The sequence below is a fragment of the Desulfovibrio sp. ZJ746 genome, from assembly GCF_011039155.1.
Lineage (GTDB): Bacteria > Desulfobacterota > Desulfovibrionia > Desulfovibrionales > Desulfovibrionaceae > Desulfovibrio.
Window position 1 is genome coordinate 540,701 of the sequence record NZ_JAAKEK010000001.1, and the last position, 23,285, is coordinate 563,985.

Sequence of the window (23,285 nt, forward strand, 5' to 3'; positions counted from 1 at the left end):
CCGCGCGTCGTGTGCACGACGCAGGGCAGGCCCCGGGGGCTAGATCTTTTCCAGTTTGTATTCGCGGCTGCCGAGGCCGATGGCCTCGCCGTAGCTCAGCTGCACCTCGCCCCTCGTGTGCGGCCAGCGGGCGGTGAACTTGTCCGTCTTGGCGTCGGCGATCTTGGGGTCAAAGGCCGGGGCCTTGTTCACGAGGTCGTAGCAGGCCTGGTCCAGCGCCACCGGGTCCATGGAGGCGAGGATGCCGAGGTCCGGCACGAGGGGCATGTCGCTCCAGCCCACGCAGTCACAGTCCGGCGTGACATTGAGGACGAAATTGATATAGCAGATGTGCTTCTGCTTGCCTTTGACCACGCCGTACGCGTATTCGGTGAGGCGCTCCACAAAGGGCACCATCTCGGCGCTCCAGTCGATGCTGATGGCCTTGTTCGGGCGCACCGGACAGACGGTGATGCACTCGAAACAGCCGATGCAGCGGCTCACGTCCACATGGCTCTTGCCGTTGACGAGCGAGAGCGCCTTTTGCGGGCACACCTTGACGCAGCGGCCGCAGCCCACGCAGAGGGACTCGTCGATCTGCACATGCACGCCGTGCTGGTCGCGCTTGCCGGCCACCGAGGCGCCGCCCATGGCGAGGTTCTTGATGGCCCCGCCGAAGCCGGCCATCTCGTGCCCCTTGAAGTGCGAAAGCACCACCATGGAGGGCGCGCGGCGGATGGCGGCGGCGATGCGCACTTCCTTGAAGTGCTTGCAGTTGATGCGCACGGGCACGTCCTCCTCGCCGTAGAGGCCGTCGGCGATGATGACCGGCGCGCCCACGGTCTCGGGCGTGAAGCCGTGCAGGTAGGCGGTGTGGAGATGGTCCACGGCATTGTGCCGCGTGCCGGAATAGAGGGTGGTGGTGTCGGTGAGGAAGGGCTTTACGCCCGCGGCCTTCATCTTGTCCACGGCGACGCGCGCGAACATGGGCTTGATGTGGGTGTCGTTGCCGTATTCGCCGAAGTGGATCTTGACCGCGGCGAGGTCATTGCGCTTGAGGACTTTTTTCAGCTGGAGCGCGTCGCAGAGCCGCGCCACCTTGGCGCACTTGTTGTTGTCCAGCGAGCGGCTGTGCATGCCGGTAAAGTAAACCGTGGATGCCATGACTTCCTCCTGAAGCTGTTTGAGTCAAACCATCTGCGGCCGCCGCTACCAGCCCCGGCAGCGCGGCCACCTTGCTTCCGCCTCCGCCCCGCGGCAGAGGTGGACGGCATCAAAACCCGAAGCTGTGGCGCAGGCGTGGACGGGCAGGATGCGCAACAGCGTCCCCACGGGGAGCGCGGGGACGGGCGTGCCCGGCGCCGCGCTGACGATGCCGTGCTCCTGGTTGGTCTCCGTCACCATAAGGCCGGGCAGGAGGACGCCGTCCCCGTCCATGACGAGCCCGTAGCCGAACTGGGCGAAGCGGCCGGGAAGGCCCGTATCGCGGGAAAGGGCCGTCCAGCCCGCGTCCGTCACGAGGGCCCCGTCGCGCCCGCGCCGCCCGATGACCGTGCAGAGCACCGAGAGGGCGATGTCCTCCACGGCGCAGACGCCAAGGCCGGCCATGACGAGATCCTGCACCATGTGGACGCCGGCGCGCACTTCCGTGACGCCTGAAAAATCTTCTCCAAAGAGTGCCGTGGGCGTGGAGCCAACGCTTACCACCGGGCAGGCGTGCCCTGCAGCGCGCAGGGCCTCGGCAGCAGCCACGGCCGCGGCGCGTTCCTGCTCCGCCAGCGCCGCGAAAGCCCGGGCCGAGGGCGCCGCAAGGTCATAGGCCGAACCGGCGTGGGTGAGCACGCCGGCCACGCGCTGGCCATGGGCCGTCAAAATGGCCGCCGCTTCCACAAGGGCGGCGTCCTGTGGCGCGAATCCCGCGCGGTGGCCGTCGCAATCCACCTCCAGCAGTACGTCGAAGGCATGGCCCCGGGCCTCCCCGAAAGCCGCCAGCGCCCGCGCCGCCTCCACGCTGTCGAGCAGCAGGGTGAGCGCCGTCCCGCGTTGGCGCAGCGCCAGGGCGCGCCCGAACTTGCCCGGGGCGATGCCCACGGCATAGCATATATCGGCAACGCCCCGCTCCGCAAACCATTCCGCCTCGGCGAGGGTGGAGACGGCGAGCGGGCCTTCGGGAGTGGCCATGCCCCGGCGCGCGGCCTCCGCGCACTTGAGGGTCTTGCCGTGCAGGCGAAAGCCCACGCCCAGCGCGTCGAGGCGTTCAGCGAGGCGCCGGATATTGCGCTCCATGCGGGCTTCGTCCAGCAGGAGAGCGGGGGTGGAAAGATTCCGGATATGCAAGCTCGCCTCCATGCACCGCCTACAGCAAAAGCGCCGCGCTGTAAACCGCCCCGCGCCCCACGCCAGGGCCTTGCTCCGGGCGGGGCTTTTATTCCGGCCGGCCTTCTGCTACACTCGCCGGCGTGTGAACTGCCCTCACGGGGGCCAAGCCGGGAGGCGGCATGCAGACCATCATCATGTGCGGCGGCAAGGGCACGCGCCTGCGCGAGGAGACGGCCATCAAGCCCAAGCCCATGGTGGAGATCGGTGGGCGCCCCGTGCTCTGGCACATCATGTCCATCTATGCGCGCTTCGGCTTCAGGGATTTTGTGCTGCCCCTGGGCTACAAGGGCGAGGTCATCAAGCAGTATTTCCACGACTACCGCAGCCGCAACGCGGACTTCACGGTGGACCTCAAGACAGGCAACATCACCGTGCACCCCACCTTTATTGAGGACTGGCGCGTCACCCTCTGCGACACCGGGCAGGAGACCCTCAAGGGCGGCCGCCTCAAGCGCGTGGCCCGCTATATTGAGGGCGACCGATTCATGGTCACCTATGGCGACGGCGTGGCGGACATCGACATCGACCGCCTGCTGGAATTCCACAAGAAAGCGGGCACCATCGGCACCTTCACCGGCGTGCGCATGCCCTCGCGCTTCGGCACCGTGCGCACCGGCGAGGACGGCAAGATCATCTCTTGGGAAGAAAAGCCGGTGCTCAACGAATATATCAATTGCGGCTTCTTCGTTTTCGAGCGCGCCTTCCTTGACTACCTGAGCGAAGACGAGGGCTGCGACCTTGAGAAAGAGCCTCTCCAGCAACTGGCGGCCGAGGGGCAGCTTTCCATGTATCCGCACCCCGGCGAATGGCAGTGCATGGACACCCTGCGCGATGCCATCCACCTTAATAAGCTCTGGGACAGCGGCCGGGCCTTCTGGGCCTGAGGCCGGGCGCACGAAGCAATCTGCAGCAATCTCCACAAGGAAAGAGCATGTTCGCTGACCTCTACGGCGGGCGCCGGGTCTTCGTCACCGGGCACACGGGCTTCAAGGGTTCCTGGCTCTCGGCATGGCTGCTGGCGCTCGGCGCGCGCGCGGCCGGCTTTTCTCTCGGCGTGCCGACAACGCCCTCGCATTTCGAGGCGCTGGACCTCGCCCGGCGCATGGAAGACCTGCGCGGCGACATCCGCGACCGGGCGGCAGTCACCCGCGCCATGCAGGGCTTTGCGCCCGAGGTGGTCTTCCACCTTGCGGCGCAGGCGCTGGTGCGCCGCTCCTATGAAGACCCGGCCGGCACCATCGAGGCCAATGCGCTCGGCACCATGAACGTGCTCGAGGCCGTGCGCGCCTGCCCCTCGGTGAAGGCCGTGGTGGTCATCACCTCGGACAAGTGCTACCGCAACGAGGAGTGGGTCTGGGGTTACCGTGAGACCGACCACCTGGGCGGCGCCGACCCCTATTCGGCCTCCAAGGGCTGCGCGGAGATCATCGCCCACTCGTATTTCCAGAGCTTTTTTGCGGCGGGCCCGGGCTGCGCCACCGTGCGCGCCGGCAATGTCATCGGCGGCGGCGACTGGGCGGCCGACCGCATCGTGCCCGACTGCGCCCGCGCCTGGGCTGAGCACAGGCCTGTCGCCATCCGCAGCCCCTGGGCCACGCGGCCGTGGCAGCATGTGCTCGAACCGCTCTCCGGCTATCTCTGGCTCGGGGCGCGCCTGCTCGACAACAATGCCGGCCTCCGCGCCGGGGCCGAGGCGCCCTTCGACCCGCGCGGGCAGGCCTACAATTTCGGGCCCGCCGCCGACGTGAACAATACCGTCGCCGAGGTGGTGGAAGCGCTCGCCGTGCACTGGCCCGGCTTCAAGAGCGAGATGGACGCCGCCGGCCACGCGGGCAAGAAGGAGTCCACCCTGCTCAAGCTCTGCTGCGACAAGGCGCTGGCCGAGCTTGCATGGAAAGCGACCCTCGATTTTGAAGAGACCATCCGTTACACGGCGGAGTGGTACGCCCGCTATTATGAGGGCGGCGCGGGCAAGGGCGCCATGTGGGACTACACGCAAGGGCAGATCACGGCCTATGGCGGCAAGGCGGCGCATCGCGGCCTCGCCTGGGCGCACTGAGGCCGCCATGGAAGGCGATGTCATCACCACGGGCATCGAGGGCGCGCTGTACCAGCCGCTCAAGGTCATTCCCACGCCCGGGGGGCCGGTGCTGCATATGCTGCGCCCCGGTTCGCCGCTTATGCCCGATTTTGCCGGCGGCTTCGGGGAGATCTATTTTTCCGAGGTGTTCCCCGGCGCGGTCAAGGCATGGAAGCGGCACACCCGCCAGACCCAGCTGTTCGCCGTGCCCATGGGCCTTCTGCGCATCGTCCTCTATGACGACAGGGCGGCCTCGCCCACGCGGGGCGCCCTTGTGGAGCGCCGCCTCGGGCGCCCCGGCGAGTACGGGCTTCTGCGCATCCCGCCCCTCGTGTGGTACGGCTTCACCGCCGAGGGAAGCGCCCCCGCGCTCATCTGCAACTGCGCGGACATGCCCCACGACCCGGCGGAGGGCGAACGCCTTGCGCCGGACGACCCGGCCATCCCCTATGCGTGGCCTTCGCCCGGGGTCGCTTCCGCGCGTTCCTGAAGCCGCTCCCCGGATTTTCCCGTTCCCCTTTCCGAGATCAGCAGGCCGGCGATGGTCAGCGCCATGCCCACGCCCGAGAGCCATGTCAGGCGCTCGTGGAGCACCATGATGGACGCGAGCACCGTCACTACGGGCACCAGATAGATGTAGAGCGAGGCCTTCACCGCGCCGAGCCGGCGCACGCAGAAGGTCCATGTGACGAAGCAGAGCGCCGAGGCGCCGAGCCCGAGAAACAGCAGGTTCGCCCAGTTGAGCGGGCGCAGCAGGGCCTCCGCCCGGAAGGAAATGCCCGAAAACGGCAGGATAGGCAGCATGCAGACAAGCCCGTAAAAAAAGATGCGCCGCGTCGCGGTAAGGCTGCCATAGCCCCGCGCCGCCAACAGGCGCACCACGATGGAATAGACGGCCCAGGCAAGCGCCGCCAGGAGGGCGAGGCCGTCCCCGGCCGGCTTGAGGGAAAGTTCGCTTGTGCCAAGGCTGATGCAGGCGATGCCGGTGATGGCCGCGGCAAAGCCGGCCATGAAGAAAGCTCCCGGGCGCGCGCCGCCGAGATAGCGCCAGGCGAGCAGGGCGGTGAAAAACGGGGCCACGGCCACGATGACGCCCACGTTGGAGGCGAAGGTCAGGGTCAGGGCCACATTTTCCATAAGGAAGTACAGGCTCACGCCCGAAAGCCCCGCCACGGCGAAAAGCAGCTCGTCCTTGCGGCTCTTGACCGCCAGCGCATGCGGGCACACCGCCCAGAGCGCCAACCAGCCGATCAAGAAGCGCAAGAGCAGAATCTCCACGGGCGTGAAGTCCTCGAGGAGCATCTTGGTGGAGATGAAGGTCACGCCCCAGATGATGACCGTGCCCAGGGCCACGAGATGGCCGGGGAGCTGTCCGGGCGCGCGGGCAAGGGCCGTGCTCACGGGCGCCTCCGGCAGGCGCCGGGCGTGACGCCGAGGCGCGCCCGGAAGGCGCGGGCAAGGTGGGACTGGTCGCTGAAGCCCGCGGCGAGCGCCGCCTCGGCCGGGGCGAGCCCGCGCTCAAGCAGCTCCTGCGCGCGGTTGACGCGCGCGCTCTCCAGATAGCGGTAGGGCGTGGCGCCCGTCAGGCGCGCAAAGGCGCGCAGCAGGCGAAACTTGCCCATCCGCGCCATGCCGGCCATGTCTTCGAGGCTGAAACGTTCCGGGGCGTGGCTTTCGAGATGGACGCGCAGCGCCTCCAGCCCCGGTTCTGCCGGCCGGGGCGGCTGGGGAGGACTATGCCTCTTCCGGGGCGTTAAGCCGGCACCGAGGCGGTGGAGCGCCTGGCTGAGCCGCGCCTCTTTTTGGGAGGGTGAGGCGCGGCCGCCCATGAGCGCGTGCGCCGCCAGCAATTCGTCAAGCAAGTCACCGGCGGGGAAGACGGGCCCTGCGTCCCGCGCTTCGGTGAGGAGGCGCACCTGTTCCGCCCCGGCGCTTCCCGGGCGGAAATGGAAACCCCGCCAGACAAAGGGCGCGCTCCCGGCCGGGGCGCAGGCGTGCACCTCGCCGGGCCTGAAGATGACCACATCGCCGGGGCCGGCGTGATAGGGTCGCCCCTGCACCATGAGCGTGCGCCGCCCGGAAAGCACGCAGCCGAGCACCCAGGCCGGGTGAAAATGCGGCGCAAAGGCGCGCCCCGTGAGGCTGAAGCTGAACGCATCCGCCCCCATATCCACGTCATGGGCCAGAACAGTCGTTTCCGCAGGCATGGTCCACTCCCTGTTGCGGCCACCTTGCCTGCCTTGCCGCGGCCTGTCTTGTACCATATTGCGGCCCCGGGGGACGCCCGCTTCAGGAGCGCCGGCGGCTGCGGCCAAGCTCCATGAGCCGTTCCAGCAGGTGCGCGAAGGAAATGCCCGCGGCGGACGCCTCCTGCGGCACGAGGCTCGTGGCGGTCATGCCCGGGAGGGTGTTGACCTCCAGCAAGGTAAGGCCGTCGGCGTCGTCGAGGATGAAGTCCGTGCGGCTATAGCCGGAAAGCCCGAGGGCCCGGTGCGCGGAGAGCGCCAGCTCCCGCGCGCGGGCCGTGGCTTTTGCGCTGATGGGGGCCGGGCAGAGCTCGCGCGCGCCGCCCTTGGCATACTTGCTTTTGTAGTCGAAGAAGTTGCCGGCCAAAGGCTCGATGAGCAGCGGCGGCAGCGCTTCCTCGCCAAGCACCGCGCAGGTGAGCTCGCGGCCCGGGAGTTCCGTCTCCAGCAGGGCCTCGTCCCCGGCGGCGAAGATGGCGGAAAGCGCGGCATCGAGCTCGACCCGGTTTTCGGCCCGGCCGAGCCGGAGCGAGGAGCCGCCGGTATTGCTCTTCACAAAGAGCGGATAGGGGAGGCGCGGCTCCCAGCCCGCGGGCGGCGGCTGGGGCAAAAATTCCCAGTCCGCGGTGGGGAGGCCCGCCTGGCGGAAGACCTGCTTGGCCGCGGCCTTGTTCAGCGCGAGGAACGAACCCGCCGGCCCCGAGCCCTGATAGGGGCAGGAGGCGGCATCGAGGAGCGCCTGCACCAGGCCGTCCTCGCCGGGGGCGCCGTGGAGGCCGATGAAGGCGAAATCGTGCCTGCGGGCCTCTTCCATAAGGCGGTCAAAGCCGGTGAGGAGGTCAAAAAAGGTGATATCGTGACCGGCCTCGCGCAGCACGCCCTCGACGATGCGGGAACTGTTCAGCGAGACCTCGCGCTCACTGGACCAGCCGCCGGCAATCAAAAGTATCTTCATGGAGATCCCGTCCCAGTTGCGCCGCAAGGGCGCGTTCAATGGCGAGAGCCTGCTCGTGGGCCGCGCGGATGCCGGCCCGTGCTCGCTCGTCGCGCCCGTAGCGGGCGAGCAGGTCCTCGAACCGTTCCTCAAGGGTCACGCAGGCGTCGTGGCGCACGCGCTTGTCGGCATAGATGACGAAGAAGGGGAGCGCGCAGATGCCCGGGCCGTCAGGAACAGCCCAGGGCCAGTGCACGTGGAGAAGCACCCCCCGGGCGATGGCATAGTGCCGTGTTTCGGCGAGCACCCACGATGCGCCGAGCTGCGCGTGGCTGCCGCCATGGAGCAGGCAATAGGTCTTGGCAAGGTCGTGCAAAAGGGCCGAGGCGCGCACGGTATCGACGCGCACGGGCAGCCCAAGCTCGGCCGCGCGCGTTGCGAGTGCCGTAGCGACCTGCGCCACCATGCGCGAATGCCGCTCCACATTGGGGAGCATGCCATACTTGCGCCAGAGCGCGTAACAGGCCGCGTCGTCAGGTGGCGCCGGGAGGCGCGCCTCGGCGCACTCGGCGAGATCGGGGAGTTCGGGCAGGCGCGAATAGGGATGAACGTCAGCTTCGCAAGACTGGTCGGATGGCTGCATGCGCGCGACTCTATCCTTGATGTGCCGCAGTGGCAAGCCGGGAGCGGGTTGCCTGTGTGCGGATGCGGAGATCCTGTCTTGTGGCGCAGGCATTGACGCCGGGCCAGCGAGCTCCCCCACCGCGTTACCAGGCGGGGCTTGGCGTATGGCCCGCTTGCGCGTATGCTTCCGGCTTCCCCGGCAGTTTGCCTGATGTCCCGGAGGCACCATGCCCGCGTCACCGCACCCTTCTACCAAGTTCCTCGCATGGGCGGCGGCCGCGCTGGTGCCGCTCGCGTATCTCGTGCTTTATACGCCCTACGGCATGGACACCACGGATTTCGGCTATTTTTACGGCTATGCCTGGCGCATCCTCGAAGGCCAGGTGCCGTACCGCGACTTTTCCTACATCAAGCCGGCGCTCCCGCTCTACTGGCATGCCTTCTGGCTCTGGCTCACGCCCGAGAACTGGGGCGTCCTGGCCGGCAAGGCCGGCTTTCTGGCCACCATGCTGGCGGCGTCCTGGTGCGCCGCTGGCTGCCTCGGGCGCATTTTCCGCCTTGAGGCCATGGGCCTTCCGCTTCCGCTGCTCGCCACCTGCGGCTTTGTCTGGGGCGTGCATTCCTTTCCGCATATGCCGTGGCACACGGCGGACGGCGTGCTTTTCGCCGGGGGGGCCTTGCTGGCCGCGGTCTCGTCGTGGCCGCTTCTGGCGGGCCTGCTCGCGGGCTGCGCCATGCTCTGCAAGCAGTCCTTCCTGCTCGTGCCCCCGGCGGTGGCGCTGCTCGTATGGGTGGAGAGCGCCTCGTGGCGCGAGGCCGTGCGCTGCCTGCTTGGCTGGCTGGGGGCGTTATGCGCCGTCTGGTTCTTCCTGAGGTCTGTGGGCGCGTGGGAGGCTTTTTCGCGCATGACCACGGGCCAGCTCGATGTCCGCGAGGCGCTGGACGCCGGCATTCTCATCTACCTGCGCCAGAACTGGCTCCTGCCGCTGCTGGCAGTGGCGCCGTGGCTGCTCGCCCGCCTGGCCCGCAAAAGGCTGCCGGCGTGGCTCTTGCCCTCCTATGTATATCTCGCGCTGCTCACGGCCTGGTATGTGCGAGACGTGCTCCTGAAGCAGGGGTGGATCGGCTACGGCACCTCCTGGCCCACGCTCTTTGTGCTGCTCGGGGGCCTGTGCGTGCTCTTCCCGCAGGTCTTTCTCGTGCGTTGGCTGTACTGCGCCGATGGGCGCCTGCCACGGCTGCGCGCGGCCGTGGGCCTTGGCGCGCCGCTCGTGGCAGCGTGGTCGGTGGCCATCAGCGGCGGGTACAAGATCCCGGCCTTTTTCGCGGTGCCATTGCTGTTCTCCCTCTTTGCCGTGCATGCGCGCCTCGGCGGCCGCGTGCGGTCACTCGCCTGGGGGGCGCTGGCCGCGGGCCTTGTCATGTTCGGCATGGGCTACCAATATCCATATGTCTTCCCCGAGCGGCCCATGCCCCGCGCGGCCCTGGCGCATGACGCGGGGAGCGTCTATCCGCGCGCCTCGGGCGTCATGGTGGACGCGGACATGCTGGCGCGCCTCGCCGAGCTCAAGGAGCTGCGCGAAAAATACGGCCCTGGCTACAAGACCCTCCCCGGCTTTTCCTTCGCCTACTATCTCAACGGCGACAGGCCGGCCTACAGCTCAGACTGGCTCATCGACTGGGAGATCAATGGCGAGGTCGACCGCCTTTATGAGGAATTGCTGAAGAAAAAACTCACGGTCTTCATGGAGCGCGACCAGCTGGAGGCCGAGCGCGCGGACGCCTATGACCGCGCGGGCTATGGCGTGCCGCAGCGCGTGCGCCGCCACTGGCGCGTGGTGGAGGAAACGCCGCATTTTGTCGTCTTCCAGCCGCCGGAAGCCCCAGAGAAGGAGGACAGGGGCGCCTACGCGGACACTGCGCCCCGTTGATGAGAGCGAAACCTTGCCACCAGGGGCGCCCGACGGTAAACTGCGGTCATCGCGAGCGCGCCCTCCGTATCCGCCCGAGGTTTCCATGCCGCCCTTTGCCACCAGCAGCGAAAGCACCCGCCTTATCCTCGACAGCCTGCCCATGGGCGTGCTCTTTTGCGACCGCGAGGGCGTCATCCGCTTTGTCAACAAGGCCTATGCGGCCCTTCTTGGAGAGGCGCCGGACGCGCTGCTGGGGCGAGACATCACCGAGGTCATCCCCCATTCGCGGGCGCAGGTGGTCATGCGCGAGGACAGGCCCGAAATGGGCGAGCTTTGCCAGCTCGGGCCGGGCAGCGCCCAGCCCGTGGTGGTCAACCGCATCCCCGTGCGGGACAGCGCGGGACAGGTGGCGGGCATGGTCTCGCAGGCGCTGTTCAACGACCCGCAGGAGCTCCAGCGGCTTTCCGCCAAAATCGAGCGGCTCGACCGCAAGATCAGCCACTACAAGCGGCGCATCCAGGCAAGCCTCGCGCCGCAGCACAGCCTTGCGAGCATCCTCGGCGAAAGCGCCGTCATGCGTCGCCTCAAGCGGCAGGCGCAAAGCTATGCCCGCCTTGACGAGCCGGTGCTCATCCTCGGCGCCACCGGGGCCGGCAAGGAGCTTTTCGCCCATGCGCTCCACGCGGAGAGCCCTCGGGCCGAAGGGCCCTTCGTGTGCATCAATTGCGCGGCCATCCCCAAGGATCTCTTTGAATCCGAGCTTTTCGGCTATGCGCGGGGGGCCTTTTCCGGGGCGCGGCAGGACGGCAAGATCGGCCAGATCGAGCTGGCGGACAAGGGCACGCTCTTCCTGGACGAGATCGGCGAGATGCCGCCCGAGATACAGGCCAAGCTCCTGCGCGTGCTGGAGAGCCGCAGCGTCTGCCGCGTGGGCTCCGTCACCGCGCATACCGTGGACTTCCGGCTGGTGGCGGCGACCAACCGCCACATGGCGGCCATGCTCCACGCGGGCTCTTTCCGGGAGGATCTCTACTACCGCATCAATACCTTCGTGCTCGAGATACCGCCGCTGTGCGACCGCGCGGAAGACATCCCGCTCATCGCCCGGCACACTCTGGCGCGCATGGGGCTCGAGCAGGTGCGCTTCTCGCCGCGCGCCGAAGAGGCCATGCTGGCCTTCTCCTGGCCGGGCAATGTGCGCCAGCTGCACAATGCCGTGGTGCATGCGGCCACCATGCGCCAGGGGGAGGCCATCGAGGTGGAGGACTTCCCGCCCGAGACCCTGCCGGGCATGGCAGCGGCGCCCCCGCGCATGGCCGGCCAAAACCCTGCCGTGAGCCCGCATCAGGAGAGGGGCGCCAGCAGCGGCGCGGACAGCGAGCTCCACGGCATCATGGCCGACGCCGAGGCCGTGGCCATCCGCCAGGCGCTCGCCGCGCATGGCGGCAATGTCTCGGCCACTGCGCGCACCCTCGGCATCGCGCGGGGCACGCTCTATACCAAGCTGGCGCGCCATGGCATCGCGCCCGAGCGGGGCGGTGCCTTTGGGCCCGCAAGCCGCTGAAGCGGAGCGGGCATGGGCTCAAGTGCCAAGCTTCCGGCCAACGCATGAAGTGGCCTGAAGCCAGCATCACGACGCCGGAGGGGCCCAAGGCAGCCATTGCGCCCCTTGTCATCTCGGCGAGCCGCGCCACCGACATCCCCGCCTTCCACGCCCAATGGTTCATGGAGCGGCTGCGGGCCGGCTCCTGCCTGTGGCAAAACCCCTTCAATGCGCGCCAGCGGCACTATATTTCTTTTGAAAAATGCGCGGCCATCGTTTTCTGGAGCAAGGATCCGTCTCCTCTTCTGCCGTATCTTGCCGAAATTGAAGACCGCGGCTACGCATTTTATTTTCAGTATACCTTGAATGACTATGAGCGGGAGGGGCTGGAACCGAATGTGCCGTCACTCGACCGGCGCATCGCAACGTTTCAGGAACTCGCCGCGCGGTACGGGCGACACCGCGTGATCTGGCGGCATGACCCCGTCATCCTTGGCAATGGCCTGGGCATCACGGCCATTCTTGAACGGTTGCACCGCGTAGCCGAACAGCTCGCGCCGTACACGGAAAAGCTCGTCTTCAGTTTTCTTGACATGTACAGGAAGACAGCGCTGCGTCTTGTGACACATGCCCCGGGCTTTCGGGCGCCCGATGCGGGGGAGATGATCGAGCTTGCCGAGGGCATCGCGCGGATGAATGCCAGCCTGCAAACGCCGCTCCACCTCGCCACGTGTGCTGAAACGGTGGACCTGCATCATCTCGGAATCGAGCACAACAGGTGTATCGACCCCGCGCTCCTGCTGCGGCTTTGCCCCGAAAACGCGGAACTTGCGCGCATCTGCGGCGCCACGGCGCGCAAGGAGCAGGCAAGCCTTGTGGCGCTCCCCCCGAGCGCGTCCCAGCGCCCGCTGAAGGACAGGGGCCAGAGGGCGGCCTGCGGCTGCGCGCCCAGCAAGGATATCGGACGCTACAATACCTGCCCGCATTTTTGCGTCTATTGTTACGCCAATGGGTCGAAAGCCGGGGTGGAGCGGTCGATGCGCGCGACGCAGGGCGAAAGCCGGTAGGGGAAGCCGGCGGCGCATCCGCCGCGTAGCATGCACGGGAAAAACAGCGGCCCGGGATTGGTGCGCCGAAAAGCGCGCCAGCCCCGGGCCGGAGTGTATCTGGAGTTTTCAGCGATTATGCCGGGCGGCGCCCTTCGAGGCGCGCGCGCAGGATGCTCACAGGATGCAGGGCCTTCTTGCCGCTGCCGTGCTGGATCTGCACGCGGCAGGTGCCGCATTCGCTGGTGGCGAAGTCCGCGCCGCTTTCACGCACCACATGGAAGAGCTCGGAGCCAACCTCCTGGGCGATGTCGTACTTTTCCTTCTTGAAGCCGTAGCTGCCGGAAATGCCGCAGCAGCCGGCATCCGCATTGCGGGCGCTCACGCCCTTGAGCCGCTGGAGCAGCTTGAGGCCCGGGAGCCCGTTACCCTGCGCGCGCAGGTGGCACGGGGCATGGTAGATGAGGGAGAGGTCTCCGGGGGCCTTGTCCTCCAGCTCGAGCTCGCCGCGATCCACGCAATCGAGGAGGAAGTCCTGCGCGTCTTCCAGCACGCCCGCGCCGTGCTTCTCCACGAGGTCGGGGAAGAATTCCGGCAGGTCCTGGCGGAAGGTGAGGGCGCAGCTCGGGCAGCCCGTGACCACCGGGATGCCCTGGTCGCGCCAGCGGGCTATTTCGGCAAGGTTGCGCTTGGCCTGGCGGCGGCTGTCCTGCCAGAAGCCGTTGGCGATCATGGGCAGGCCGCAGCAGCCGAACTTCTCCGGCGTGATGACCTCATAGCCCGCGCGGTTGAAGGCCCAGATCATGTCAAGGCCGGTCTGCGGGTCATAGACATCCACAAAACAGCCGGGGAAGAAGACCACCTTGCGCGGCAGGGAGGGCTGCTCCACCTTGCGGGCCATCTGGCGGAAGGTCTTGGGGGCGAACGCGGGCAGCGGGGCGCGCTTGTCGATGCCGAACATGTCGAGCACCTTGCGCGTCACCGGGTTGAGCATGCCGAAGTTCTTGAGCGCCGCCGGGATAAGCTGGAGCAGCTTCGCCTGCAGCTCGCCGTGGGCGAGCACCCAGTCGCGCATGCTGGTGCCGTGTTTCTTGCAGTGCTCCGCGCGGGCCAGCATGTTGATGCTCGAGACCGGCACGCCCTGCGGGCAGGTGATGTCGCAATTCTTGCAGTTGGCGCAATAGGTGAGGGATTCGTCTTCCGCGAGGCCCAGCAGGCGGAAGCGCTCATAGGCGGGGCCTATCATGCGCGGCCCGAGGAATTTGGGCGTCACCCGGGCCACCGGGCAATGCACCACGCAGGTGGTGCATGCGATGCACTTGTCAGGACTGACGCGAACGCTCATTGCTCCCCTCCAGTGGCGGCTTCCCCGGTGTTATGGGCGGCGGCCGCTAGTTCCGCGGCGGCGAGGCCGGCCTGCCAGCCGGTGGCCAGGGCCACGCCGTAGCCGCTTTTCTCAACGGCGGGGTCATGGGCGCCCAGGCTGCGGCCGGCAAAGAAGACATTTTCCAGCGCGAGCGCGCCGTTGGCATCCAGCGGGCGCAGCTTGTCATCCACGCGCACGCCGACCTTGGAAACGGCCTGGCTGCCGAAGATCTCGGGCTCTGTCCACTCGGCCACGTCCGCGGGCAGCGCAAGGTCGAGCCCGAAGACGCGCTCGATGGCGCGCCCCGGCTCGAGCAGGACGCCGCCGCCGAGGATGCCGCCCGTGGCGAGCACATAGGCCCGCGCCTTGGTGGCATAGTTGCGGCCGGTGCTGGAAATATCGAGGGAAAGACACTTGCCCTCGGCAACACCCGCGCCGATGACATTGGCGTTTTCCACCAGTTCCACGCCAAGGGCGGCGAGCTCGCGCATGAGCGCGTCACGGATGCGCAGGCCGCCCACACCCGGCGGGATGGAGAGCATCTCGACCACCGGGCAGCCAAGAGCCTCGCGCAGCTCGCGCGCAAGGGGGCTTCCCGCATGGCGGCCGCAAATGGGCGGCATGAGCACGAGGTCACAGCCCTCGGCCCGCTCTTTCAGCGAGCCGATGAGCCATTCGCTGCCGCCGGGCCGTTCGGCGGCACGGGCGAGGTCAAGGGCGTTGAGCGCCCGGTGCGCGTCGTCGAACGGCGTGGGGATGAGGCAGGGGAAATACTCCTTGTTCGCCCAGTCGGGATAGCGGCGCAACTGGTCGATGACGAGGGCCGGGCGGCAGTCGCGGAAGCCCATCACGCTCGCCACCAGCACGCGTTTCGCCTTCCCAAGGTCATCCGGCTCAAAGGTGTCCGGCATGAGGTAGGTGGGCTTCAAGGTGCCCATGATGGTGGGAACGCGCGTATTGCGGGGCTTGCCGTCGCGGCTCGCCGGCCGGAGCACGAGGCCGTGCCTGGCCGTCGTCTCCGTGAGCGCGTCAAGCCCTTCGCGGACTTTCTCCGCCCCGAGCAGGGAATACGGATGCGCGGGCGCAAGCTCAGCCATGGCCGCCCACGGGTCTTCCACGCTGGCCCCGTCGGGCGCGTAGCCGAGCAGGTCCACGCAGCCGGTGCCGATGGCGAGGCAGCCCGTCCCTTCGCTGATGATGCGCACTTCACGCCCCTGGCGGGCCGCGGCCAGCGCGGCCATGAGGCCCCCGAGCCCGGAGCCCACCACGATAACGTCAGTTGTTCTGCTCATGCATGGCTCCGTCAAGATTGAGGATTCCGGCATAAACGGCCCGGCTGAACTCCATTTCGCGGGCCTGCTGGCCCCAGAGCACGGGCCGGAGACCCTTCCAGCGCTCCTGGAGGAAGCGGCACATGCTGTCCGCCGGGGCGAATTCCAGCGGGATGCCGTGCTCCACGAGCGAGGCCACCGAGCGCAGGGAACAGAAGGTGCCCTGGCAGGTGCCCATGCCGAGCCGGGTGCGCAGGCGGATGTCGGTGAGCGAATGGGTGGAGGGGTCGCGGGCCACGCATTCCACCTCGGCGAGGCACACCATCTCGCACTCGCAGAGCAACGGATTGCCACCGCCGAAATCGGTGATATGCGTGTTCTTGGTGTTCTTTGCCGCCACGGCCGCCACTTCGGCGATCTGCAAGGTTTTCGTGAGGTCGTCGCCCAGGCGGTCGGCCATGAGGTTCAGGGCGCGCACCGGGAAGAGCTTGGCCGCCCGCGCGAGCACGGCCGGGTCCGGCGTCTCGATGAGCGGTTCCTCGGCCGTGCGGCAGGGGGTCGTCACCTTGAGGCGCCGGCAGACATCGTCCGTGACGCGCTCGGCCATGAGGCGGTAGGTGGTGAGCTTGCCGCCGAAGATGGAGACCATGCCATCCAGGCCGTCGGCCGCGTGGTCCACCACGTTGAAATTGCGGCTCGCCTTGCGGCCGGAGGCGCCGCCGGGCGTATAGAGGGGCCGCGTGCCCGCGAAGGCGCGCAGGATGCGGTATTCATGCACCTTGGGGAAGAGCGGCTCGCCGATCTCGAGCAGGCGCGTCACCTCGGGATAGGTGGGTGTGGTGTCGTCGGGGCGGTCCGTGGGCATGGAGGTGGTGCCGAGGATGGTCACGGAGCCGTGCGGCACGAAGATGTCGCCGTCGGAGCTCGGGTGCAGCCGGTTGATGACGCGCGAGGTGAAGCGGTGGTTGAAGACGACGAGGGTGCCGCGGTCCGGCGTGATGGCCGCTTCAAGCCCGGCCATGGCCGCCACTTCGCCCGACCACGAGCCCGCGGCGTTGACCACCACGCGGCAGGCGATCTCCATGAGCTCCCCGGTCATGAGGTTACGGGCCGTCACGCCACAGATTGCGCCATTGCGCTGCTTGATCTCCTCGACCTTGTGATAGAGGTAGGCGCGGCCGCCGTAGCGCTCGGCCGACATGCGGTTGTGGAGCACCAGCCGGAAGCCGTCCACGCAGGAATCCGGCACGCGGAAGACCCGCTGGATGTCGGGGGCGAGGTTGGGCTCGAGCTTGAGGGCCTCGGCGGGCGTGATCTCCTTGACCTTGATGCCCGCGGCATCGCAGCCCTTGAGCCAGGGCTCCACAAAGTTGGAGTCATCCTTAGGGGTGAGGACGAAAAAGCCCTCGGTGACCTCCACGCATCCCTTGCCGATGCGGCGGAGGATCATGTTTTCCTCGATACACTCGTGGGCCGATTCAGGGTCATTGACGACGTAGCGGCACCCGCTGTGGAGCAGGCCGTGAAAGCGGGAGCTCGTGCCGTGGGCGATGCCGCCCTGTTCCAGCAGAATGGCTGGGACGCCGCGCATGCTCAGGTCGCGCAGCGTGCCCATGCCGGTAGCGCCGCCGCCAATGACGACAACCGTGGTCTCCAGCATGGAGCCTCCTGTGAGGTTTCACAAAATGCGCCGCGCCTGCCGCTCGCCCCCGCAGGCGGGCGGCAGCCGCATATGGTCAGCCATTGTCTTTGAGAAAATTTTTGCGAGTTTTGCCGGCATTCGTCAAGGGGTTTTCGCGTTCGGGCGGGCGGGTCGCGCGTTGCCGCCGGCGGGGGCCTGCCTTGGGCGGCGCTTGCCTCGGGCAACGCTTTTTCCTAAATTTTGGCATGGCAAAAACCCGAGAGATTTACCGCTGTACGGAATGCGGCGCCCAGAGCCCGCACTGGCGGGGACAGTGCCCCGGCTGCCAGGCCTGGAACACCCTTGTGGCCGAAGCGCGGCCCGCAGCCCCCAAGGGCGGAGCGGCCCCCCGCGGGGGCGCCGGCTCGACGACGCGCCCGCGCGTCCTGCGCGACGTGGCCGACGGCGATCACCGGCCCTTCCCGAGCGGGCTCGACGCGCTGGACAGGGTGCTCGGCAGGGGGCTCGTGCCGGGGGCGTCCATCCTCGTGGGCGGCGAGCCCGGCATCGGCAAGTCGACCCTTTTGCTTCAGGTGGCCGGGGCCGTGGCGGCGCAGGGGCGCCCGGTGCTCTACGCGAGCGGCGAGGAATCCCTCCCGCAGATCAAGGCCCGGGGGGAGCGCCTGGGCCTGCTCGGCCCGCGGCTCCTCGCCATGGCGACTTCGCGGGTGGAGGACGTGGTGGACGCGCTGGAAAGCGCCCCGGAAGCGGAGCGCCCGGCCCTCGCGGTGGTGGATTCCGTCCAGACCCTCACGAGCCTCGAGGCCGAAGGCCTGCCCGGCAACGTGGGCCAGGTACGCGCCGTGGCGACGACCCTGCAGGAGGCCTGCCGCCGCCTCGGCGTGGCGCTCATCCTCGTGGGGCACGTGACCAAGGACGGCGTGCTCGCGGGCCCTCGCCTGCTCGAGCACATGGTGGATACGGTCATCTCCCTCGAGGGCGACCGGCGCCAGATGTTCCGCCTCCTGCGCGTGTTCAAGAACCGCTTTGGCCCCAACGAGGAGCTTTTGGTCTTCCGCATGGGCGGCGGCGGCATGGAGCTCGTGGACGATCCTTCCACCTTTTTCCTCGGCGCGCGCGACCCTGCGCTTTCCGGCACGGCAGTGGTCATGGCCGTGGATGGGCAGCGCCCGCTGGCCGTGGAGGTTCAGGCGCTCGTCGCGCGCACCTTCCTCAGCATCCCGCGCCGCGCGGCGCTCGGCTTTGACGCCAACCGCCTCCACCTTTTGCTCGCCGTGCTGGAAAAGCGGCTCAAGCTCAATTTCGGCCAGGTGGATATTTACGCCAAGGTGGGCGGGGGCATGCGCCTGCAGGAACCGGGGCTCGACGTCGCCCTCGTGGCGGCCGTGCTGTCCTCCTATTATGATGTGCCGCTGCCCGAGCGCAGCATCTTTTGGGGCGAGGTGGATCTGAATGGCCAGGTCCGCCCGGTGGCCGCGCAGGCCATCCGCGTCGCCCAGGCCAAGAGGCTGGGCTTTTCGCCCATCGTGCGCCCGCCTTCCGGTGACGACGGCCGGGAGGACAAGGCGCCCGGCTGCGTGCGCACCATTGCCGAGTTGCAGCGTCGGCTCTTCAACCGTTCCTGAAAGGCGGGCATGATGGCTCTTGAGATCGAACGCAAATATCTTGGCGTGGATTTTGACGAGCTTCGGCGCGCCCTTGCCGAAGCGGGCGCGGAAGACCTGGGCGCGCATTTCGAGGCCAACGTGGTCATGGACACGCCGGACCTGAGCCTCTGGACCTCGCGGCGCCTTTTGCGCGTGCGCAGCCAGGAATGGCCGGAGCGGACGCGCCATGTGCTCACCCTCAAGCTCCCGATCGCCAACCCCGCCAAAGGCTTCAAGGCTCGCGAGGAGCGCGAGCTTGAGGTGGAGAGCGCCGCGGTCATGCAGGGGGTGCTTGCGGGCCTCGGCTTCACGGAAAGCGCCCGGTATGAAAAAGTGCGTTCCGTCTGGCGCCTGGCCGCGAAAGATGGGGGCGCCGTCCTCGTCGAGCTGGACGAGCTCCCCTTTTGCCGTGTCGTTGAAGTGGAGGGTTCGCCGGAGGCTCTTGAGGCCGTTGCGCGCCGCCTCGGCCTTGACAAACACGAAATCAGCACCAAAAGTTATCATGCGCTCCATCAGGAATGGCGGAGCGCGCAGGGCTTGCCGCCGGAACGCTCCTTTGTGTTCGGGCCCGAAGAACGGCGCCGTTTGCGGCGGCAACTGGGCCTCCCCGACGGGGCGGTCGCCTGTTCCTGAAATCTTGCGGCTCTCCGGGAGAAATCGCGCATGCCGTCCTACGCATCAGCAGGGGTGGATACCGAGCGCCCCACACGGCTGGAAAAAGAAGTGCGGGAGCCCGCGCGTTACCGCGTGCTCCTGCATAACGACGATTACACGAGCATGGACTTCGTGGTGGGCATCCTGCGCAGCATCTTTCGCAGGACGCTGGAGGACGCCACAGCCATCATGCTCGATGTGCACCAGCATGGCGTCGGCCAATGCGGTGTCTATACGCGCGAAGTGGCGGAAACCAAGGTGAGCCAGGTGCACAAGGCTGCGCGCCAGGCTGGCTTTCCGCTCAGGTGCAGCCTCGAAAAGTTGTGACGGACCGCCGCAGGCGCGGCGGGTAGTGGGGGCCAGCCGCCCCCGTGGAGTGTCTATGCTGAGCAAAAGCGTGCAGGAGGTCCTTCGGGACGCCGTCATGGAAGTGCAGCGCCGCGGCCACGACATGCTGACCGTGGAGCACCTTCTTTTCTCGCTGACCAAGAACACCAAGGGCCGGATCATCCTCGAGGGCAGCGGCGCGGGCGTGGGCCTGCTCCGTGAGCAGCTGGAGGGCTTTTTCCGCTCCGAAATGGAATCCGCCCCGCAGGCCGGGGATTACCGCATCGCCCAGACCGAGGGCGTGCAGCGGGTGCTCGAGCGCGCGCTCGGGCATGTGCGTTCCTCGGGGCGCGCCGCCGTGGAAATGGGCGACCTGCTCATCGCCATCATGGACGAGGAGGAGAGCTATGCCCGCTATTTCTTGCGCAAGCAGGGCGTGAACCGCCTCGACGTGCTGACCTTCATCTCGCACGGCATGGAGCGCGAAGGCGGGGAGCGCAAGTGCGAGGAAGGCGCCAAGGGCGAAAAGGACCCGCTCGCCGAATTTACCGTCGACCTCACGGCCAAGGCCCGCGAAGGCAAGATCGACCCGCTGGTGGGCCGCGCCCAGGAGCTTGACCGCGCCATCGAGATCCTTTGCCGGCGCCGCAAGAACAATCCTCTCTTCGTGGGCGAGGCCGGCGTGGGCAAGACCGCCATGGCCGAAGGCCTCGCCCTGCGTATCGCCGAGGGCAAGGTGCCGGAGCTCTTCGCAAAAACGCGCATCTTCGCCCTCAACATGGGCCTGCTCGTGGCGGGCACGCGCTACCGCGGCGATTTCGAGGCGCGCATCAAGGGCATCGTGGAAGCCTTCAAGAACATGCCCGACGCCATCCTGTTCATCGACGAGATCCACACCCTCGTGGGCGCCGGCGAGACCTCGGGCGGCTCGCTGGACGCGGCCAACATGCTCAAGCCCGCGCTCGCCAACGGCGAGATCCGCTGCATCGGCTCCACCACCTACGAGGAATACCGCAAGCATTTCGAGAAGGACCGCGCGCTCGCCCGCCGCTTCCAGCGCATCGACCTGCGCGAGCCCAGCGTGGAGGAATGCTTCGCCATCCTGCAGGGGCTGGAGGGCCGCTACGCCGAGCATCACGGCGTCCGCTACACGCCCACCGTGCTCCGGGCCATGGCCGACCTTTCAGCGCGCCATGTGCGTGACCGCCTGCTGCCGGACAAGGCCATCGACGTGATGGACGAATGCGGCGCCGCCGTGCGCCTGCGCCGCGAGGCTGAAGTGGGGGAAAATCCGCGCCCGGCCGTGACCGTCGCCGACGTGGAGCGCATCGTGGCCCGCATGGCCGGGGTGCCGCCACGCACGGTCTCGGGCAGCGAACGCGGGCGCCTCGCCCACCTCGAGCGCGACCTCAAGCGCCGTGTCTTCGGGCAGGACGAGGCCATCGAGCTCACGGTACGCGCCATCCTGCGCGCCCGCGCGGGCCTGAGCCGCGAGCGGCGCCCCTCGGGCTCCTTCCTCTTCTACGGGCCCACGGGCGTGGGCAAGACGGAGGTGGCCCGCAGCCTCGCCGAGATCCTCGGGGTGGAGTTCCTGCGCTTCGACATGAGCGAATACATGGAAAAGCACTCGGTCTCGCGGCTCATCGGCTCGCCTCCGGGCTATGTGGGCTATGACGAGGGCGGCCAGCTCACCGAGGCCGTGCGCAAGGCGCCGTATTCCGTCATCCTGCTGGACGAGGTGGAAAAGGCGCACCCGGACATCTTTAATGTGTTACTTCAAGTCATGGATTATGGCACGCTGACTGACAATTCCGGCCGCAAGACGGATTTCTCCAACGCCATCATCATCATGACCTCCAATGCCGGGGCCTTCGAGATGTCCGGATCGCCCATCGGCTTTGGCGAGGCCGCGCCCACGGACGCGGCGCGCAAGGGCCTCAAGGCCGTGGAGCGCCTCTTCGCGCCGGAATTCCGCAACCGGCTCGACGCCATGGTGCCCTTCCACAGCCTGACCCAGCCCATGATGCTCCGCATCGTGGACAAGTTCCTGGACGAGATCCGGGCAACGCTCACCGAGCGCAAGGTGGAGCTGCGCGTTTCCGAGCCGGCGCGCCAGTGGCTGGCGGAGCACGGCTTTGACCCGGCCATGGGCGCGCGGCCGCTGCGGCGCCTCTTGCGCAACCAGCTGGAGGACAAGCTGGCGACGGAACTGCTCTTCGGCTTCCTGAAGAAGGGCGGCGTGGTCAAGCTCGGCCTCAAGGACGACGCGCTCACGCTGGCTCCCCGCGCGCCCGCCGGCAAGCGCCGCGAGAAGGCCCCGGCCACGGCCGCCCCGGCTGTCTAGATCCTGACGGGAGAGGCTGCCATGTTGGCCATGTTTTCCCGGCTGGCAGCCCGCTTTCCCGACCCGGCAAACGCACCGGCCGACGCGCCCCTCTGCATGGGGGGCGATCTCGGGCCGGTGCGTTTGCTTGCGGCCTACAGCCTTGGGATCTTTCCCTGGTACGGGCCGGGGCTGCCGCTGCTCTGGTGGTCGCCGGACCCGCGCTGCGTGCTGCCGCTGGAGGACTTCCACCTGCCGAGGCGCAGCGCCCGCACCATGCGGGCCTCGCCCTTCACGCTCACGCTCGACGCGGCCTTCGGCCGGGTCATCAGCGCCTGCGCCGCTCCCCGTTCAGGCCCGGAGCCGCCGGGCACGTGGATCACGCCCGAGATGCTGACCGCCTATGAGCGGCTGCATTCCTACGGCTATGCCCATTCGGTGGAGGCGTGGCGCGACGGCAGGCTGGTGGGCGGGCTCTACGGCGTGGCCCTGGGGCGGGCCTTTTTCGGCGAGTCCATGTTCCATACGGAGCCGGAGGCCTCGCGCGCGGCGCTGGCCGGCCTCGTGGCGCTCCTCAGGCGGCGCGGCGCCACCCTGCTGGACTGCCAGCAGGCCACGCCGCATATGGTGCGCATGGGTGCCAAGCTCCTGCCGCGCAACGAATTTTTGCGGCAGCTTTCGGCCGCGCTGGCGTCCGAAAACGGGGCGCCAGCCCCGCCGCAGGATGACAGTGAGCCCCGCTTCTGCCCGTGGGAGCCCTGGCGCGAGCGCTATGTGTTCGTGGGCCCCTGCGGGGACACCTCGCCCTCGGTCTGGAAAGAGAGGTCATAAAAGGCGCGCGCGGCAAAGGGCAGGTCATAGCCCGGGGCCGCGTCAAAGTGGATGAAGCCGGTCTCGCCGCCCTCGGGTATTTCGCCGAGCGGCCCCACGCCCAAGGGCACGGGAAGGTCCAGCGGGCAGATGACGAGCTTTTCGATCCTGTCGGCGTAGCGCTTTTGCAGCCATGCGGCCAGGGCCTCGCTTTCTTCGGCGGTGAAGGCCTCGAGCAGGCAGGCGAGGGCACGGTCCTCGGTGGCGCCTTCGAGGAGCGCCGCCGGCATGGCCGGGTCTGGCGCGGCCACGAGGCCCTTGCCGCGCAGGGCGGCGAGCTCCTCTTCGGTGGCGCCGTGGCGGATGATGTGCGTTTCCACATGGCGCTTGCCGCGAAAGGCCTTCAGCGTGGCGCCGAGCACATAGATCCTGTCGCAAAGGGGCTTTCCCGGCGCGTCTAGGCGCAAAATTTCCATAGCGTCCCCGCGGTTTGCGGCCTTGC

Annotated in this window: 21 protein-coding genes; 11 read left to right on the forward strand and 10 right to left on the reverse strand. The window is 68.0% G+C overall.

The window, feature by feature from the left end; all coding sequences use genetic code 11:
- Positions 1–39 precede the first annotated feature (39 nt).
- Both G7Y54_RS02455 and G7Y54_RS02460 read right to left on the reverse strand, forming a co-directional pair.
- Positions 40–1,143 carry a DUF362 domain-containing protein gene (locus G7Y54_RS02455; RefSeq protein ID WP_165076803.1) on the reverse strand — a complete coding sequence of 368 codons (1,104 nt, stop codon included), beginning with the start codon at positions 1,141–1,143 and terminating at the stop codon, positions 40–42.
- Positions 1,144–1,188: 45 nt separating this feature from the next.
- Complete coding sequence (locus tag G7Y54_RS02460) at positions 1,189–2,316, reverse strand: alanine racemase (protein ID WP_241159333.1); 1,128 nt, start codon at positions 2,314–2,316, stop codon at positions 1,189–1,191.
- Positions 2,317–2,477: 161 nt separating this feature from the next.
- On the opposite strand from G7Y54_RS02460, the gene rfbF reads away from it, so the two are divergent.
- Genes rfbF through G7Y54_RS02475 form a run of 3 tightly spaced genes read left to right on the forward strand, consistent with a single transcriptional unit; the run spans position 2,478 to position 4,928 of the window.
- A complete protein-coding gene (gene rfbF / locus G7Y54_RS02465; protein ID WP_165076807.1) occupies positions 2,478–3,242 on the forward strand; it encodes a glucose-1-phosphate cytidylyltransferase in 765 nt (254 codons plus the stop codon).
- 47 nt (positions 3,243–3,289) lie between these two features.
- A complete protein-coding gene (rfbG, locus tag G7Y54_RS02470) occupies positions 3,290–4,417 on the forward strand; it encodes a CDP-glucose 4,6-dehydratase (protein WP_165076809.1) in 1,128 nt (375 codons plus the stop codon).
- Between the two features lie 7 nt (positions 4,418–4,424).
- Positions 4,425–4,928, forward strand: a complete 504-nt coding sequence (locus tag G7Y54_RS02475) for a dTDP-4-dehydrorhamnose 3,5-epimerase family protein (RefSeq protein WP_165076812.1) — start codon at positions 4,425–4,427, stop codon at positions 4,926–4,928.
- On the opposite strand, the gene G7Y54_RS02480 is transcribed toward G7Y54_RS02475, so the two are convergent.
- From G7Y54_RS02480 to G7Y54_RS02495, 4 genes are all read right to left on the reverse strand, one after another.
- Positions 4,886–5,839 (reverse strand): DMT family transporter, encoded by a 954-nt coding sequence (locus tag G7Y54_RS02480; RefSeq protein ID WP_165076814.1) that lies wholly within the window; start codon positions 5,837–5,839, stop codon positions 4,886–4,888. The two genes, G7Y54_RS02475 and G7Y54_RS02480, sit on opposite strands and share 43 nt — an antisense overlap.
- A complete protein-coding gene (locus G7Y54_RS02485) occupies positions 5,836–6,645 on the reverse strand; it encodes an AraC family transcriptional regulator (protein WP_165076816.1) in 810 nt (269 codons plus the stop codon). Before G7Y54_RS02485 ends, G7Y54_RS02480 begins: the two co-directional genes overlap by 4 nt.
- An 82-nt stretch (positions 6,646–6,727) precedes the next feature.
- Entirely contained in the window at positions 6,728–7,639 is a 912-nt protein-coding gene (locus G7Y54_RS02490) for a D-alanine--D-alanine ligase (RefSeq protein ID WP_165076818.1), read from the reverse strand.
- Positions 7,602–8,261 (reverse strand): HDIG domain-containing metalloprotein, encoded by a 660-nt coding sequence (locus G7Y54_RS02495; RefSeq protein WP_165076822.1) that lies wholly within the window; start codon positions 8,259–8,261, stop codon positions 7,602–7,604. Before G7Y54_RS02495 ends, G7Y54_RS02490 begins: the two co-directional genes overlap by 38 nt.
- A 208-nt stretch (positions 8,262–8,469) precedes the next feature.
- Between G7Y54_RS02495 and G7Y54_RS02500 the strand changes: the two genes are divergently transcribed.
- From G7Y54_RS02500 to G7Y54_RS02510, 3 genes are all read left to right on the forward strand, one after another.
- Positions 8,470–10,173, forward strand: coding sequence for a hypothetical protein (locus G7Y54_RS02500; protein ID WP_165076825.1), 1,704 nt, complete (start codon positions 8,470–8,472; stop codon positions 10,171–10,173).
- A gap of 85 nt (positions 10,174–10,258) precedes the next feature.
- Entirely contained in the window at positions 10,259–11,719 is a 1,461-nt protein-coding gene (locus tag G7Y54_RS02505) for a sigma 54-interacting transcriptional regulator (RefSeq protein ID WP_165076837.1), read from the forward strand.
- Positions 11,720–11,763: 44 nt separating this feature from the next.
- Positions 11,764–12,765, forward strand: coding sequence for a DUF1848 domain-containing protein (locus G7Y54_RS02510; protein WP_165076840.1), 1,002 nt, complete (start codon positions 11,764–11,766; stop codon positions 12,763–12,765).
- Between the two features lie 115 nt (positions 12,766–12,880).
- Here G7Y54_RS02510 and G7Y54_RS02515 read toward each other — a convergent pair whose 3' ends face one another.
- From G7Y54_RS02515 to glpA, 3 genes are read right to left on the reverse strand one after another with little or no spacing between them, the layout of a single operon-like run.
- On the reverse strand, positions 12,881–14,089 hold the full coding sequence (locus G7Y54_RS02515) for an anaerobic glycerol-3-phosphate dehydrogenase subunit C (RefSeq protein WP_165076843.1): 1,209 nt from the start codon (positions 14,087–14,089) through the stop codon (positions 12,881–12,883).
- Positions 14,086–15,402 (reverse strand): anaerobic glycerol-3-phosphate dehydrogenase subunit GlpB, encoded by a 1,317-nt coding sequence (gene glpB / locus G7Y54_RS02520; RefSeq protein WP_165076846.1) that lies wholly within the window; start codon positions 15,400–15,402, stop codon positions 14,086–14,088. The genes G7Y54_RS02515 and glpB overlap by 4 nt, the downstream gene beginning before the upstream one ends.
- Positions 15,386–17,041 carry an anaerobic glycerol-3-phosphate dehydrogenase subunit GlpA gene (gene glpA / locus G7Y54_RS02525; protein WP_165076849.1) on the reverse strand — a complete coding sequence of 552 codons (1,656 nt, stop codon included), beginning with the start codon at positions 17,039–17,041 and terminating at the stop codon, positions 15,386–15,388. Before glpA ends, glpB begins: the two co-directional genes overlap by 17 nt.
- Before the next feature lie 227 nt (positions 17,042–17,268).
- Here glpA and radA point away from each other — a divergent pair, with 227 nt between their 5' ends.
- Genes radA through aat form a run of 5 tightly spaced genes read left to right on the forward strand, consistent with a single transcriptional unit; the run spans position 17,269 to position 22,804 of the window.
- Positions 17,269–18,648: a DNA repair protein RadA gene (gene radA, locus G7Y54_RS02530; protein ID WP_165076851.1), complete on the forward strand. Its 1,380-nt coding sequence runs from the start codon at positions 17,269–17,271 to the stop codon at positions 18,646–18,648.
- 12 nt (positions 18,649–18,660) lie between these two features.
- Positions 18,661–19,302, forward strand: coding sequence for a class IV adenylate cyclase (locus G7Y54_RS02535; RefSeq protein ID WP_165076853.1), 642 nt, complete (start codon positions 18,661–18,663; stop codon positions 19,300–19,302).
- Between the two features lie 30 nt (positions 19,303–19,332).
- Positions 19,333–19,650 carry an ATP-dependent Clp protease adapter ClpS gene (gene clpS, locus G7Y54_RS02540; protein WP_165076855.1) on the forward strand — a complete coding sequence of 106 codons (318 nt, stop codon included), beginning with the start codon at positions 19,333–19,335 and terminating at the stop codon, positions 19,648–19,650.
- Positions 19,651–19,705: 55 nt separating this feature from the next.
- Positions 19,706–21,994, forward strand: coding sequence for an ATP-dependent Clp protease ATP-binding subunit ClpA (gene clpA / locus G7Y54_RS02545; protein WP_165076857.1), 2,289 nt, complete (start codon positions 19,706–19,708; stop codon positions 21,992–21,994).
- 30 nt (positions 21,995–22,024) lie between these two features.
- Positions 22,025–22,804 carry a leucyl/phenylalanyl-tRNA--protein transferase gene (gene aat, locus G7Y54_RS02550; protein ID WP_241159363.1) on the forward strand — a complete coding sequence of 260 codons (780 nt, stop codon included), beginning with the start codon at positions 22,025–22,027 and terminating at the stop codon, positions 22,802–22,804.
- Here aat and G7Y54_RS02555 read toward each other — a convergent pair.
- On the reverse strand, positions 22,744–23,259 hold the full coding sequence (locus G7Y54_RS02555; protein ID WP_165076862.1) for a hypothetical protein: 516 nt from the start codon (positions 23,257–23,259) through the stop codon (positions 22,744–22,746). The genes aat and G7Y54_RS02555 overlap by 61 nt on opposite strands.
- Positions 23,260–23,285: the final 26 nt, after the last annotated feature.

Bases quoted from the DNA above. Each gene is read 5' to 3' on its own strand.
- G7Y54_RS02455 (WP_165076803.1), bottom strand. From the start codon at position 1,143: ATGGCATCCACGGTTTACTTTACCGGCATGCACAGCCGCTCGCTGGAC.
- rfbF (WP_165076807.1), top strand. From the start codon at position 2,478: ATGCAGACCATCATCATGTGCGGCGGCAAGGGCACGCGCCTGCGCGAG.
- rfbG (WP_165076809.1), top strand. From the start codon at position 3,290: ATGTTCGCTGACCTCTACGGCGGGCGCCGGGTCTTCGTCACCGGGCAC.
- G7Y54_RS02475 (WP_165076812.1), top strand. From the start codon at position 4,425: ATGGAAGGCGATGTCATCACCACGGGCATCGAGGGCGCGCTGTACCAG.
- G7Y54_RS02485 (WP_165076816.1), bottom strand. From the start codon at position 6,645: ATGCCTGCGGAAACGACTGTTCTGGCCCATGACGTGGATATGGGGGCG.
- G7Y54_RS02490 (WP_165076818.1), bottom strand. From the start codon at position 7,639: ATGAAGATACTTTTGATTGCCGGCGGCTGGTCCAGTGAGCGCGAGGTC.
- G7Y54_RS02495 (WP_165076822.1), bottom strand. From the start codon at position 8,261: ATGCAGCCATCCGACCAGTCTTGCGAAGCTGACGTTCATCCCTATTCG.
- G7Y54_RS02500 (WP_165076825.1), top strand. From the start codon at position 8,470: ATGCCCGCGTCACCGCACCCTTCTACCAAGTTCCTCGCATGGGCGGCG.
- G7Y54_RS02505 (WP_165076837.1), top strand. From the start codon at position 10,259: ATGCCGCCCTTTGCCACCAGCAGCGAAAGCACCCGCCTTATCCTCGAC.
- G7Y54_RS02510 (WP_165076840.1), top strand. From the start codon at position 11,764: ATGAAGTGGCCTGAAGCCAGCATCACGACGCCGGAGGGGCCCAAGGCA.
- G7Y54_RS02515 (WP_165076843.1), bottom strand. From the start codon at position 14,089: ATGAGCGTTCGCGTCAGTCCTGACAAGTGCATCGCATGCACCACCTGC.
- glpB (WP_165076846.1), bottom strand. From the start codon at position 15,402: ATGAGCAGAACAACTGACGTTATCGTGGTGGGCTCCGGGCTCGGGGGC.
- glpA (WP_165076849.1), bottom strand. From the start codon at position 17,041: ATGCTGGAGACCACGGTTGTCGTCATTGGCGGCGGCGCTACCGGCATG.
- radA (WP_165076851.1), top strand. From the start codon at position 17,269: ATGGCAAAAACCCGAGAGATTTACCGCTGTACGGAATGCGGCGCCCAG.
- G7Y54_RS02535 (WP_165076853.1), top strand. From the start codon at position 18,661: ATGGCTCTTGAGATCGAACGCAAATATCTTGGCGTGGATTTTGACGAG.
- clpS (WP_165076855.1), top strand. From the start codon at position 19,333: ATGCCGTCCTACGCATCAGCAGGGGTGGATACCGAGCGCCCCACACGG.
- clpA (WP_165076857.1), top strand. From the start codon at position 19,706: ATGCTGAGCAAAAGCGTGCAGGAGGTCCTTCGGGACGCCGTCATGGAA.
- aat (WP_241159363.1), top strand. From the start codon at position 22,025: ATGTTTTCCCGGCTGGCAGCCCGCTTTCCCGACCCGGCAAACGCACCG.
- G7Y54_RS02555 (WP_165076862.1), bottom strand. From the start codon at position 23,259: ATGGAAATTTTGCGCCTAGACGCGCCGGGAAAGCCCCTTTGCGACAGG.